This window comes from Streptomyces torulosus, assembly GCF_001419765.1.
GTDB lineage: Bacteria > Actinomycetota > Actinomycetes > Streptomycetales > Streptomycetaceae > Streptomyces > Streptomyces torulosus.
In genome coordinates, this window is the sequence record NZ_LIRK01000335.1 from 281 (window position 1) to 12,885 (window position 12,605).

The 12,605-nt window shown below is 69.0% G+C and carries 9 protein-coding genes and 3 pseudogenes; 7 read left to right on the forward strand and 5 right to left on the reverse strand.

The annotated features are described in order from the left end of the window. From AOK23_RS23040 to AOK23_RS47990, 3 genes and pseudogenes are all read left to right on the forward strand, one after another. Positions 1 to 1,613, forward strand: a 1,613-nt coding sequence (locus AOK23_RS23040; protein WP_079049637.1) for an RICIN domain-containing protein, incomplete at its 5' end; no start/stop codon positions are given. A 192-nt stretch (positions 1,614 to 1,805) separates the two neighbouring features. Next, positions 1,806 to 1,928: pseudogene (locus AOK23_RS45360) on the forward strand (transcriptional regulator); the annotation flags it as partial. Further along, positions 1,924 to 2,079 carry a hypothetical protein gene (locus AOK23_RS47990; RefSeq protein WP_157878125.1) on the forward strand — a complete coding sequence of 52 codons (156 nt, stop codon included), beginning with the start codon at positions 1,924 to 1,926 and terminating at the stop codon, positions 2,077 to 2,079. The pseudogene AOK23_RS45360 and the gene AOK23_RS47990, both read left to right, overlap by 5 nt. Positions 2,080 to 2,417: 338 nt before the next feature. Here the strand turns inward: AOK23_RS47990 and AOK23_RS23045 are convergent, their stop codons facing one another. Then, entirely contained in the window at positions 2,418 to 3,584 is a 1,167-nt protein-coding gene (locus AOK23_RS23045) for a PQQ-dependent sugar dehydrogenase (protein ID WP_206336265.1), read from the reverse strand. A 628-nt stretch (positions 3,585 to 4,212) separates the two neighbouring features. On the opposite strand from AOK23_RS23045, the gene AOK23_RS23050 reads away from it, so the two are divergent. Next, entirely contained in the window at positions 4,213 to 5,733 is a 1,521-nt protein-coding gene (locus tag AOK23_RS23050; protein ID WP_055714575.1) for an NCS1 family nucleobase:cation symporter-1, read from the forward strand. A gap of 627 nt (positions 5,734 to 6,360) precedes the next feature. On the opposite strand, the pseudogene AOK23_RS23055 reads toward AOK23_RS23050, so the two are convergent. The 3 genes and pseudogenes from AOK23_RS23055 to AOK23_RS23065 all read right to left on the reverse strand — a co-directional run. Continuing rightward, positions 6,361 to 6,704, reverse strand: a pseudogene (locus AOK23_RS23055) (tyrosine-type recombinase/integrase); the annotation flags it as partial. Positions 6,705 to 6,869: 165 nt separating this feature from the next. Beyond that, entirely contained in the window at positions 6,870 to 7,826 is a 957-nt protein-coding gene (locus AOK23_RS23060; protein ID WP_055714576.1) for a CU044_5270 family protein, read from the reverse strand. Next, positions 7,819 to 8,412 carry an RNA polymerase sigma factor gene (locus AOK23_RS23065; RefSeq protein WP_055714577.1) on the reverse strand — a complete coding sequence of 198 codons (594 nt, stop codon included), beginning with the start codon at positions 8,410 to 8,412 and terminating at the stop codon, positions 7,819 to 7,821. Before AOK23_RS23065 ends, AOK23_RS23060 begins: the two co-directional genes overlap by 8 nt. Positions 8,413 to 8,906: 494 nt before the next feature. Here AOK23_RS23065 and AOK23_RS23070 point away from each other — a divergent pair, with 494 nt between their 5' ends. Both AOK23_RS23070 and AOK23_RS23075 read left to right on the forward strand, forming a co-directional pair. Continuing rightward, entirely contained in the window at positions 8,907 to 9,671 is a 765-nt protein-coding gene (locus AOK23_RS23070) for a hypothetical protein (RefSeq protein WP_055714578.1), read from the forward strand. 62 nt (positions 9,672 to 9,733) lie between these two features. Next, positions 9,734 to 10,015 (forward strand): annotated as a pseudogene (locus AOK23_RS23075) (D-alanyl-D-alanine carboxypeptidase); the annotation flags it as partial. Between the two features lie 151 nt (positions 10,016 to 10,166). On the opposite strand, the gene AOK23_RS23080 reads toward AOK23_RS23075, so the two are convergent. Next, positions 10,167 to 10,820, reverse strand: a complete 654-nt coding sequence (locus AOK23_RS23080) for a TetR/AcrR family transcriptional regulator C-terminal domain-containing protein (protein ID WP_055714580.1) — start codon at positions 10,818 to 10,820, stop codon at positions 10,167 to 10,169. Positions 10,821 to 10,947: 127 nt separating this feature from the next. On the opposite strand from AOK23_RS23080, the gene AOK23_RS23085 reads away from it, so the two are divergent. Beyond that, positions 10,948 to 12,465 (forward strand): FAD-dependent monooxygenase, encoded by a 1,518-nt coding sequence (locus tag AOK23_RS23085; RefSeq protein ID WP_055714583.1) that lies wholly within the window; start codon positions 10,948 to 10,950, stop codon positions 12,463 to 12,465. Positions 12,466 to 12,605 lie beyond the last annotated feature (140 nt).

Sequence of the window (12,605 nt, forward strand, 5' to 3'; positions counted from 1 at the left end):
GCAACAGCGGCAAGGTGCTGGACAACCGCGCCTTCGCCACGAAGGACGGCGCGGAGGTGGTGCAGTGGAGCCGTCACGGCGGAGCCAACCAGCAGTGGCGGTTCATCGAATCGGGTGACGGGTACTACCGGCTGCAGAACCGGAACTCCGGCAAGGTGCTGGACGACCTCGGCTGGTCGAAGACCGCCGGCTCCGCCATCGTGCAGTGGAAAGACCTGAACGGCACCAACCAGCAGTTCAAACTGGCCAAGTCGCCGGACGGCTACGTGCGTTTGGTCAATCGCTTCAGTGGCATGGCTGTGGGTGTCCAGAACGCCACCAAGGCCAACGGGGGCGACATCGTCCAGAACCGCGACCGGGGCGGCGCCAACCAGCAGTGGAAGCTCGTCGCGGCCGGTAGCGCCGGTGGCACCGGGAACCCCGGGAACTCCGGCAGCACGCCCACGCCCAGCGGCAGCACTCCGGCGAGCCAGGCTCCGAGCGGCACCCAACCGGCGTCGCCGCCGGCGTCTCCGGCCGCCACCAACGGCAGCTCGACGACCCGTTTCATGGGCAGCGACAAGGTGTTCATCGGCGGTTCGATGACTGACGCCTCGGCGAACGCCGCGCCGTTCGACGTGCGCTACGCCTATATACACAGCCAGCCCGCGCCTTCGTCGGCCGCATATACGGCATCGCGTTGCAAGGATGAGTGGTCGGGCTGGTGGGGCTGCTGGGGCGGCAACACCACCGCGCCCGGCAACCAGGTGACCTGGTCGGACGCCCAGGCGGCCAAGGCGACCTACCGGGGCAAGTCGCGACCGCAGAAGTACCTGTGGACCTGGTACTCGTTGCGCGACCTCGGGGATGCGGCAGGCGAGGGTGACGGCCCGGGCGAGGTCAAGGCCATCAACCGCGCCGACCTGCTCACCCGGTATCTGAACGACTACCGGTTCTTCCTCCAGAAGATCGGCAAGTCCCACGACATGATCGACCTGGAGCCCGACTTCTGGGGCTTCGCCCGGTCGCTCGGCAATCTGCACCACGTTCCCGCCAAGGTCTCGGCCGCGAATCCGACGGATTGCGGATCGCAGGAGAACAGCGCCGCCGGACTCGCCCAGTGCCTGATTCACATGGCGCACAAGTACGCGCCGAACGCCGCCGTGGGGCTGCACCTTTCCTGCTTCGACTGGGAGAGCAACCTCCAGAAGTGCGTCAAGGACTATGCGGACCTCGGGGCACGGAACGCCGACTTCCTGGTCACCGATGTGTCGGACCGTGACGCGGGCTGGTACGCACAGCCGGCCCACGGCAGCCGTGACACCTTCTGGACCGACCAGAAGGCCGCCGCCTCACTGAAGTTCTGGAAGACGATGGCCGAGTCCGTGGGCAAGCCGGTGGTCCTGTGGCAGATCCCCGTGGGCAACATGGCGCAGAACAACACCCCCGGCCACTTCAAGGACGACAAGGTGGACTGGTTCTTCGCCCACATGGACAAGGTGGCGAACGCCCACATCGCCGGCCTGCTGTTCGGTGCGGGATGGACGGAGCAGACGACGCCCGAGTCCGACGGCGGAAACCTGATCCGCAAGACGATCGCGTATCACAACTCGGGTGGAACACCACTCAAGTAGGCGAAGCTGACAAATGCGCCCCCATCTCTTCGATGGGGGCGCAATTCGTCGTTCTCGTCGGGCTGTGGACTTCTCCCGTCGGCGCCGGCCATCGCCGCCGTCGGTGCGGGCGCCGATAGAGGCGGCCTTGGCGAAGGGGATGATCGCGCTGACAGATGACGGCGGGGAAGCCGAGTTGCATCCTCGTCCGACATGACATCACCCTCTTCGAGCGTCCAGGAAGCCCGCAAAGTGCCCGGGCAACGCCTCGCCGAAATCCGGAAGGCAGCCGGACTCACCAAGCGGGCACTGACCCAAAGCCTGGGTTGGCATGAGTCGCAGGCTTCGCGCTTCGAGAGCGGCACCCGACGCCCACCAGTGGGGAAGCGTCGGCGGCACCGGCGTCATCACCGGCGACCCCGACACCTACAGCCGCGTCTACGTCGGCACCAACGGCCGCGGCCTCCAGCACGGCAACCCGCCCTGACCCGGGCGCCCCAGCGGGGCCGCAGCCACCACAGCCTGCGGCCCCGCCATGACTGAAAGACCTCGCGAAGGCGCGGACCACGTCACCTCAGCGCCCCGGCCGTCCGTAGCCAAGCAGAGCAGGCCCCCCCGCGGCACTGCGCCGGCCTGCTCTGCTTGAGTGGGGTCCGCTGACTGCTCGTCAGCTCTCCTCATTCGTGCGGCGCCTGCGCGCGAGCTAGACCGCGGCGGCACCGACCGCCGCGACCGCGAGACCGGCACCCGCGAGGACGGGAGTGCTGCTCGACGCGCCAGTCTCGGCGATCCCGGAGGTGATCCAGCCGACCTGGGTGATTCCGGCTACTCGGCGGCTTCTTCATCCGCCGGTCGTTCCGCCGGGTCGATGCGGGAGACGCTGCCACGCAGGTCGAGTACGTACAGCTCGCCATTGCCTCCCTGCACGAACGAGACGACCCGGCCGCCGTCGACTCCGAGGTCGCTGACGCCGGTCACCTCGCCGTTCTCCATCCGCAGAGCACGGACGGTGCCGTCGCAGTAGTCGCTGAACACATACTGACCCTTGAGGTCCGGGATCGCCTCGCCTCGGTAGACGTATCCGCCGGTCACCGAGCAGCCAGGCCCGCTGCGGTCGTATTCGTAAATCGGCGGTGTGTGGTTCGCGGGCTCCGTGCCACCCCGGAAGGGATGGTTGCCCTCCATCTGGGACCAGCCGTAGTTCTCGCCACCCTTGCTGGTCGCCGTGGCCCAGTCGATCTCCTCCCAGGCACTCTGGCCGACGTCCCCGATCAGCAGATCGCCCGTGCCCGCGTCGAAGGAGAACCGCCACGGGTTGCGCAACCCGTACGCCCAGATCTCGTCCTTCGCGTTCGGGTCGTCCACGAACGGGTTGCCCGGCGGGATCGCGTAGGGCTTGCCGCCGCTCGGATCGATCCGCAGCAGCTTGCCCAGCAGCGTGCCGAGGTTCTGCCCGTTGCCGTGCGGGTCGCCGGCCGAGCCGCCGTCGCCGAGCGCGACGTAGAGGTAACCGTCGGGGCCGAACGCGATGTCACCGCCGTTGTGGTTCGGGTAGGGCTGTGTCTGGGTGAGGACCGTGCGCCGGGTGTTCGGCTGGATCTTGCCGTCCCGCACCGCGAACTCGTCCACGGTGCTGGTGCCTTGGAGGTTCGTGAACGAGATGTAGAAGTGCGCGAACTCCTTGTCGAACGTGATGCCCAGCAGGCCGCGTTCGCCGTTGGTGGTGGTCTCGCCGGATATGTCGATGACGGGGTCGCCGAGCCCTTCATCGCCCAAGACCCTTACCTTGCCCGCGCGTTCGGCTATCCAGACCGTGCCACCGGGACCGGCGGCGCCGGCGGATGGATTCCGGGCCGTTGCCACTTTCTTGAGCACGACCTTCGCTGCCTGACGTGGGGTGCTGAGCTCGTCGGCAGACGCCGTGGTCAAGGCGAGGGAAGCGACGAGGCAGAGGGCGCCGATGATCGCCGAGCTTCTGGTGCGAACTTTCACCGTGATCCTCCTAGAGGCGGCGAACGGGGGAGAGCACCCGGCTGCCAGGGGCAGAAACAGGCGGGTGTCGTCCACGCCGGCACGCACACCTGGGGGGTGGGGGGATGGTGCGCTACTGGCCACAGGTGAGGCTACCGGGACAGGAGTTGTTGAAATAGACCACACTCCGCCACCCATTTACCTCCTCCGCTCCGCTTCCCGTCGCGGCCTGAGCCTCTCCGTTCCCCGGCGCACAGACACTCAACGGGGACGGCGACGGCGACGGCGCCAAGGCCGGGCAGGCAGTTCCGAGGGAGGCGCGACAGTCGATCCCGGAGCGCAGGGGCGTAATGCGTCGGAGCCCAGTGCACTCGCGAAGGCTCCCCGAGCCGGACGGACGAACCAACAAAGTCAAGCGCCACACTCGTTCGTGCACACGCTCGATCCGCCGTTCTTCGAAGCCGTGCCCCATCCGCACCCGCCGCATCGGGATCAACCGGCGACTCGATCCTGAAAATGGAAGAGAATTTCCGTTGACGGGTCTGGTACGCGCCGGACACGCGGGTGCAACAACCGGGTCGTTAGCTGCCGCATCAACCGTCCGGCGCAGCGCCAGTAGGGGACGGGGCACAGCACGAAGGAGCAGGACATGACGGCCACGGACAGCGCGGACGCGGACAGAACCGCCGCCCCGCCCGGGTACTCCCCCCGTCTCTACAACGCGGACCTCGCCCCCGCCACCGAACGCAAGTGGGGCGCCTTCAGCATCTTCAACGTCTGGACCTCGGACGTGCACAGTCTGTACGGCTACTTCCTGGCCGCCAGCCTGTTCCTCGTCGCGGGCAACACCTTCAAGTTCCTCATCGGCATCGGTGTGGGCTCGCTGATCATCTACTGGCTGATGACCCTCATCGGCAAGGCGGGCGTCAAGACCGGTGTCCCCTACCCGGTCCTCGCCCGCGCCTCGTTCGGCACCTTCGGCGCCAACGTCCCGGCTCTCGTACGGGCCGTGGTCGCCACCTTCTGGTACGGCGCCCAGACCAGCGCCGCCGCCGGCGCCATCGTGGCCTTCCTCGTCCGCTACGACGGACCCAAGCATCTGCACGAGACCAGTCGGCTCTTCGACCACAGCGGCCTTGAAGTGCTGTGCTACCTCGGTGTGTGGGCCGCCCAGCTGCTCATCATCAGCAAGGGGATGGAAACGGTCCGCCGTTTCCAGGACTTCGCCGGCCCGGCGGTCTGGGTGATGATGCTGATCCTCGCGATCGCGCTGTCCGTGAAGGCCGGGACAATGTCCTTCTCCGTCGACATGCCGAGCGGCGACCTTGCCGCACTCGCCAAGAGCGCCACCGGGCTCGACGTCAGCCCCGGCTCACTCGCCGCGATCGCGGCGATAGCCGCCACCTGGGTCACCTACTTCGCCGCCCTGTTCCTCAACTTCGGTGACTTCGCACGCTTCACCCCGGACACGAAGGCCCTGAAGAAGGGCAACCTCTGGGGCCTGCCCGTCAACCTGATCCTCTTCTCCCTCGTCGCCGCGATCACCACGGCCGCCGCCAGCAAGGTGTACGGCGAGGTCATCCTCGAACCGGCCGAGATCTCCGCCAAGTTCGACAGCGCGTTCCTCGTCCTGCTCGCCGCCTTGACCTTCGCCGTGGCGACCCTCGGCATCAACGTCGTCGCCAACTTCGTCAGTCCCGCCTTCGACTTCGCCAACGTGGCCCCGAAGTACGTGACCTTCCGCAGGGGCGGCCTCATCGCCGCCGTCATCGCGCTCCTGCTCTACCCGCTGCACCCCTGGGACAACGCCCCCAGCTTCGTCAACGCCATCGGCTCGACGATGGGCCCCATCTTCGGTGTGATCGTCGTCGACTACTACCTCATCCGGAAGACACAGCTGAACGTGCCCGCTCTGTACAAGGAGGACGGCGAGTTCCGCTTCCAGGGGGGCTGGAACGTACGGGCGTTCGCCGCCGGTGTGGTGGGCGCCGTCTTCTCCAGCATCCTCCCCGTCTACGGACCGTCCGGCTACGGGGCGGCGCTGGGTCCGTACTCCTGGTTCATCGGAGTCGCCGTGGCCGGGGTGCTCTACTTCGCGTTCAGCAGGGGCAAGAGCCCCCACACCGCGAGGACGGCGGCAACGGAAGCGCCGGAGGCGACAGTGGCATAGGAGTCACCTTCTTCCAGCAACCCGAGGAGGGCGCCCGACCTGGGCTGATACCGGTCAGGCGCCCTTCTCGTCGTGCAGCGGGCGGCGCTGTCGGCATGCCGACACCCCTGGTTCCGGCTCCCCGACCTCTCATCAGCGCACAGCACGAACAGCCCGCGACGGCCCATCCCGGCAACAGAGTAGGTCGCGCTTCGCCGAGGCGAGGCTGTGGCCTCGCGAAGGACGCCCAAACCGGATATCCGTACCGGCCGAGCCACGCGCAGGGCCCGTTCCCGCCCGCACGCTGCCCACCGTTCCTCGAAGCCGTGCCCACAGCGTGCCCATGAGAGCGGACAACCATGGTCAACCGCGGCGCGACCATACCCGGCCAACGTCGCTGGCACAACGAATCCACGCAGGTCAGCAGCCCTGCAGCCACCCAGGCGCCGTCGCTTCCCAAGCTGAGAGCGCGAGTTCGATTCTCGTCACCCGCTCCATGAAGAAGGCCCAGGTTGAGAACCTGGGCCGTTTTGCTGTCCGCTGCGATCAGTCGCCGCGTACCAGATCTGTGCCAGAACACTGGTCGGGCTCCTGCTCTCGACACCTCCTGCCGCTCGTGCTGGTGGATCAGCGCCGCCCTGTCCGCGGAATCACAGTCCGGGTGCCCGCCTCCGACTTGGTGGCGCCCTGGACGCGCCGCCCGTTCATTCGCTCGGGCTCGGCGAGGCGGACGCGGACGCGAAGGTTGTCGAGGTCGACGTCTCGGGGACGGAGGCCGGCCAGCTCTCCGGCCGCATCGGACCGTACGCGCCGAGGTAGGTCATGGGCCGCCACCGCATTCCGACAGCTTCGGCCAGGGCATCGGCCTGGCCGACGGTCGCGATGCGCCGCTCAGCCGCCTTCTCCTTCCCCGCGCCCTTGATCCGGCACGGGTTGCGGCTGATCAGCTCGTCGTCCACGGCCGTTTCCATGATGGCCTTGAGGAGCCGGTGGCAGGTGTCTGGCTGCGTCAGGGTTTCAGCCCGGATCAGCGAGCTCGCCGTGGCGGAGCGGGCCGGGGTGGCCCCTCCGCCTCTGCGCGGCGGCCGGCCGCTCGGCGTGGCCGGGTCGGCCCGCCGAAAGGCTCACGAGCACTGGGCCACTTCCGCCCGGCCGGTTCAGGGCTTCTCGCCGTCCCGGTCGACGAGGGACTGGGTCATCTTCATCTCGCAGTATGTGACCTCGCCCTTCTTGTGCGAGCGCCCAGCCGACGAGCCGTCCTCGTACTTCTCCTCGTAGTCGCGCACCGCGACCGACTGGTTCCCCCGGTACTGGAAGGTGTCGGGGTCGAGGAGGTACTCCCGGCGCTGAACGGCCTCGCTGCCCAGGTCCGGGTATATGGCGATGGCGTCATGCCCCAGGGGGTCCTTCACCAGGTGCGGGACCACCTCGACCCCGGGGTCCGCGGCCAGGGCCCGGTACAGCTTGGCCATCCCCTGCGGGTGCACGGGATAGGCCTCGTTGAGGGTCGCCAGGAGCGCGAAGGTCTCGGCCTGCTCACGCGTCAAGCCGGTGTCCTTGCCCATGGGGAACATGTCCGCCGCCTGCTTCCGGATCTCGGCGGGGTCGTCCGGCAGCGAGGCGAGCAGGCGATACAGCCGCCGCTGCGAGGGCTCGGTGTCGCCGTCCTTGTCGTCCTCCCTGACGGGGCTGTCGTACTGGACCCACTCCTCGCTCACCTCGGGCTTGGCGTCGGGCACCGCGTCCGACGCTCCGGTTCGGCACTGCGCGGTCTTCAGGTAGACCCACTGGCCGTCGCGCGGATGCAGATCCGGCTGCTGCGACACCACTTCCGCCGCCTGCTCCAGGAGTACCGTCGCGGACCTCAGGTCGGGGCCCGCAGGCTGCACGCCGCGCTCGGGTCCATCGCCACCGACGAGCAGGGCCACCATCACCGCGATGGTGACCACCGTCGCGGCGCCCCCCGCGGCCGTCACGCGCCAGTCCAGCCGCATCCTGCGGGCAGAGCCCTGCTGCACTGCTCCCAGCAGCCTCTGGCGGCCGGGAACCAGCCGCGTCCGGTCCGGCGTCGGCGCATCGGCGCGCAACTCGCGCATCTTGGTCATGTCATCCATGGGTTACCGCCCCGTTGTAGTCGCTGACGAGGGTGGGGTCGGCGCCGAGCGCCTTACGCATCTTGCGCCGCGCCCGGTTCAGCCGGGAGCGGACCGTGCCGACCGGCACCCCGAGGGCGTCGGCACACTCCTGGTAGGTGAAGTCCGCCCAGGCGACCAGCAGCAGCACATGCCGGTCCTTCCCGGGCAAGGCCGCGATCGCCCCGGCCAGCGCCTGCTGCGAGGCCTCGGCCGTCACCCGCTCGTCGGCCCGATCCGACCAGGACTCGGCCACCGGGTCGACGCCGGTACGGGCAAGCGCCCGTAGCGCCCGCACCTCGGAGCGGCGGTGGCTGCCGATGAGGTTGCCGGCGATGCCGTAGAGCCACGGCCGGGCACTGGCGCGCGCGACGTCGTAGCGGGCGCGGTTGCGGAAGGCGATGAGGAAGGTCTGCGCCGTGATGTCGTCGGCGTGACTGTCGCCCAGTCGGCGCATCACATACCGGTGAATCTCGGCGGCGTGTCTGTCGTAGAGCCTGGCGAACATCTCCGGCCGCTCCAGGGATTCCTGGATGACCAGCGCGTCGTCGGTGGGTGGCTCCCCCACGAGGCCTCGCTTCTTCGTGCAGTAGGAGTGAAGTGCATTCCACCCCCTGTTGTCCGAAGCGGCCAGGGGGGTTCACGCGCGGGAGATGCGCCGACCGTGTCTCCGGGCTGAACGTGCTGCTCGACGGGGCGCCTGTTCCCGATGGGCAGTTCTCCCGTGCTCCGCAGTACCTGTCCGGCGCGCTGACCAACGCCTGCGAACTCCCCCGCACCGGCTTCGGAGGAGGGGGAATCGACCTTGTACTGAGGGGGATGCCTCCGCAAGGCGCCCTCGGCGCATGCGTGGCCCACGGGGGGGGAGTTCCTCGACCGCCGGCCTCCTGGCGACCGCCAGAAGGCCGGGCACCGTACCGATCTCTCGCCTCGCGCAAGGCAGGGATGATCTGATGCCCCATGGTGATGCGCGGGTGTACAACCCCGTGCGGATGCCGGCCGTCTGTAAGGCGCTGGAGGGATGAGCCTTCAGTGCCTTTCCGCAAAGAGATCGGGGATCAGGTGGGAAAGCAGGTCTGGCGAGTCGTCGTAGCCGGTGGTGCGGCGGCGGTGTTCACGGCCGTGGCTGCGGCGCCGGCCGGGGCGGCCGAGGGTGGGGCCTCATTCACGCGTGTCCAGGTGAACGGCGGCAGGCCGATTGTGATCGGGGTGTCGAAGGAGGTCGCGGTACCCGCCTCCTTCCGGATGGCGACCACGCACAAGTGGAAGTGGTCAGCGGTGTTCCTGTACCGGGGTGGTGCGGGTGATCGGCTGTGGCACTCCGTCGAGACGAGCGACTGCATCAAAGTGAGCCCGGGCGTCTGCGACTTCAACGAGACGATGTACTTCGACCCGAGCGTGTGGGACATGCGTAACAGCGAGGCCGGGGTCTGGAAGGTCGGGGCCGAGGTGTACTTCGAGGGCGGCGGCGGTGACACCGACGACAAGAATCTGACGGTCCGCGTCAAGCGCAACTCCCGCCTGTCCGTGAACGCCTCACCCGAACCGGTGTCCAAGGACAGGACCATCACCGTGACCGGAAAGGTCACGCGGGCCGACTGGGAGACCAGGAAGTACGCCTCCTACGGAGGACGCCTGGTGAGCCTGCAGTTCAAGCCTGCCGGCATCGCTTCCTACACCACGGTGAAGAAGGTGTACGCGAACGGATCGGGTGATCTCAGGACGACCGTGAAGGCCTCCAAGACGGGTACGTGGCGCTGGGTGTACCACGGGAACACCACCACCGGGCCGTCGACGTCGTCCGGGGGCAAGATCGTGGTGAAGTGATGTCCGCGGTGCCGGCGGGCCGGTGGGGGCCGAGCCGACGGTAACGGCTGCGACGCAACATGCTGAACTCGATCCGCGACGGCCTCCCCGTCGCGGGCGAGGCCGGCAGCACGCTCGGCCCGGAGTGGGGCCGCTTCGGCGACGCGAACTCCAGGTGGGCCGTCGGCAAGGTGCGCGCGAAGACCGGCACCCTCACCGGCGCCATCGCCCTGAGCGGCCTGACGCAGGGCAAATACGGCCGGTGGAAGGTCTTCTCCTTCGTGGAGGACGACTCCTCGGCCAGCGGCAGCGCCATCAAGGACTCGATGGACGGCCTCGCCGCGACCGTGAACGGCTGCTGGGCACAGCGGCTGCTGGGCCTGACGCGAACGTGTGCCCCGGGTGCGGATGCCCCGGGGCACACGTTCTGCGAGGTGCCAACGGTGGTGCTCGGGGCGGAGGAACGCCGCGGCCGGCTCTGACGCGCCGGGCCCGGCAGGCGCGCCGGGCCCCGGGTCAGCCGCGCTCCCGTTCCTGCTTGGCGGCGCGCAGGCCCAGGACGACGATGCGAAGTCCGTATTCGAAGCCGGTGTCGCCGTCCATGCCGAGCAGGTCGCTCGATGCCTGGGCGGTGAGGGGGAAGCGTTCGGCGTCGACCATCGCGGCGAGCCGCTCGGGGGTGTAGGGGTTGTCGTCGCCGTACGCCGCGCTGGTGTGGGCCTGCTCCTCGATGGTGTGGCCGATGGTGTAGTGCAGGACCGCCGGGAAACCGCGTGCCGCCTCGCTGAGGGTGAAGCCGGCGTCCCGCAGGGTTCGCAGGTTCAGCTCCACCGCCCGGTGCACGGTCTCGTGGTTCACGTAGGTGCCGGCGAGGACGCGTGCTCCGTCCCGGTGGCTCAGCATCGCCTGACGCAGCTGGCGGGCCCAGTCGGCGAGCCAGTCCTCCCAGGCGGAGCCGTCGCGGGGTGGCTCCAGCCTCTCGGCCGCCTCGACGTACACCAGGGTGGCCATGGCGTCGAGCAGCTCCTGCTTGTTCTTGATGTGCCAGTAGAGGGTGGGGGCTCGTACGCCGAGGTCCTGGGCGATGAGGCGCATGGTGAGCCCGTCGAGGCCGACGTCGTCGAGCAGTCGCAACGCCGTCCGGGCGATCACCTCGGAGTTGATCTTCATCCCGCTCCCTCTTTCCTGGGCGCTTGACACCCTAACACCGTTAGAAGCACTCTCTAACGACGTTAGAGTCCCTAACACCGTTAGATACGGCGGGCTGGGAGCCGAACCGGAACACGGGGAAATGCAGATGATCGACACAAAGACGGACACGGATGTGGTGATCGCGGGCGCCGGGCCGACGGGCCTGATGCTCGCCTGCGAACTACGCCTGGCGGGGGTCGACGTGGTGGTGGCCGACCGGCTCGCCGCGCGGACCGGTGAGTCGCGGGCCGGCGGGATGCACGCCCGGACCTTGGAAGTGCTGGACCAGCGGGGCGTCCTGGACCGCTTCCTGGCGGCCGGCACACCGCGACCGATAGGGCACTTCTCGGGGCTGTGGCTGGACTTCGACCAGTTGGAGACCAGGCATCCCTGGTCGTTGATGCTCCTTCAGTCCCACATCGAGCGGCTGCTGGAGGAGTGGGCCACCGAGCTCGGTGTACGGGTGCGCTGGTCGTCCGAGGTGACCGGGATCCGACAGCACGACTCCGCTGTCGAGGTCGAGGTAGGCGGACCGGACGGCTTACGTTCGACGCTGCGCGCCCGCTACGTCGTGGGCTGCGACGGCGGGCGCAGCGCGGTGCGCAAGCTCGCCGGCATCGGCTTCCCGGGCACCCCGGCGACAGTGACCGCGCTGCTCGGCGACGTCGAACTCGCCGATCCGCCCGCCGAATCGCTCTTCATGCAGCGGCGAACGGCCGGTGACTTCTCGGTGTTCGCCTTCGAGCCGGGCTGGTACCGGGTGGTCACCACGGAGCACGACCGTGTCGCCGACCCGAGGGAACCGGTGACGTTCGAGGAGCTGAGGGAGGCACTGCTGAGGATCGCGGGCACCGACTTCGGTATGCACAGCCCCCGTTGGGTCTCCCGGTTCGGCGACGCGGCCCGGCAGGCCGAGCGGTACCGGGAAGGCCGGGTGCTGTTGGCGGGCGACGCGGCTCACATCCACTTCCCGGCAGGTGGCCAGGGACTGAATCTGGGGGTCCAGGACGCGGTCAACCTCGGTTGGAAACTCGCCTCGGTGGTGCGCGGCCGGGCGCCGGAGATCCTGCTGGACAGCTACCACGCCGAGCGGTATCCCGTCGCGGAACGGGTGCTGCACAACACCCGGGCACAGGCGGCGCTGACGCGTCCGGGCCCGCAGACCGACGCGCTGCGCGACGTGCTCCGTTCGCTCATCGAATACGACGACGTCAACCGGCACCTGGGTGGCATGATCACCGCGCTGGACCTCCGCTACCCCATGAGCGACGACCACCCGCTGACCGGCCGCCGGGTCCCCGACGTCGATCTGGAGACCGGTGACGGCCGGCGTCGCGTCTTCGAACTGCTGCGTGCCGCGCGCCCCGTGCTGCTCGACCTCCGCGGTGACACCGCACTGGCGGCCACGGCCAAGGGCTGGGCGGATCGCGTCGACCTCGTCGAGGTCCGGTCCACGGCCGACCACTGGCCCGTCTGGCCGGTCGACGAGATCCCCGCCCCCGCCGCGCTCCTCATCCGCCCCGACGGCCACGTCGCCTGGACCGCACACGCCGGCGCCACCCCCGACCCCGCCGCCCTCCGGACCGTCCTCACCGCCTGGTTCGGCCCGGCCACGGCCGACTGAACCGGGGCAGGAAGCTGCTTGCTGCGGGACACCGCGGCGATGCGACACCGGTCTGCTGCGGCACGGTGGACGTCGTTCACTGCCGCGCCGGGGGCGCACCGGCAGACCGCACGCCCGGCGCTCGGCGCTCGGCTCAGCGC

Excerpts from the sequence above, each read along its gene's own strand:
- AOK23_RS23050 (WP_055714575.1), top strand. The coding sequence starts at position 4,213 with ATGACGGCCACGGACAGCGCGGACGCGGACAGAACCGCCGCCCCGCCC.
- AOK23_RS23060 (WP_055714576.1), bottom strand. The coding sequence starts at position 7,826 with ATGGATGACATGACCAAGATGCGCGAGTTGCGCGCCGATGCGCCGACG.
- AOK23_RS23080 (WP_055714580.1), bottom strand. The coding sequence starts at position 10,820 with ATGAAGATCAACTCCGAGGTGATCGCCCGGACGGCGTTGCGACTGCTC.
- AOK23_RS23085 (WP_055714583.1), top strand. The coding sequence starts at position 10,948 with ATGATCGACACAAAGACGGACACGGATGTGGTGATCGCGGGCGCCGGG.
- AOK23_RS47990 (WP_157878125.1), top strand. The coding sequence starts at position 1,924 with ATGAGTCGCAGGCTTCGCGCTTCGAGAGCGGCACCCGACGCCCACCAG.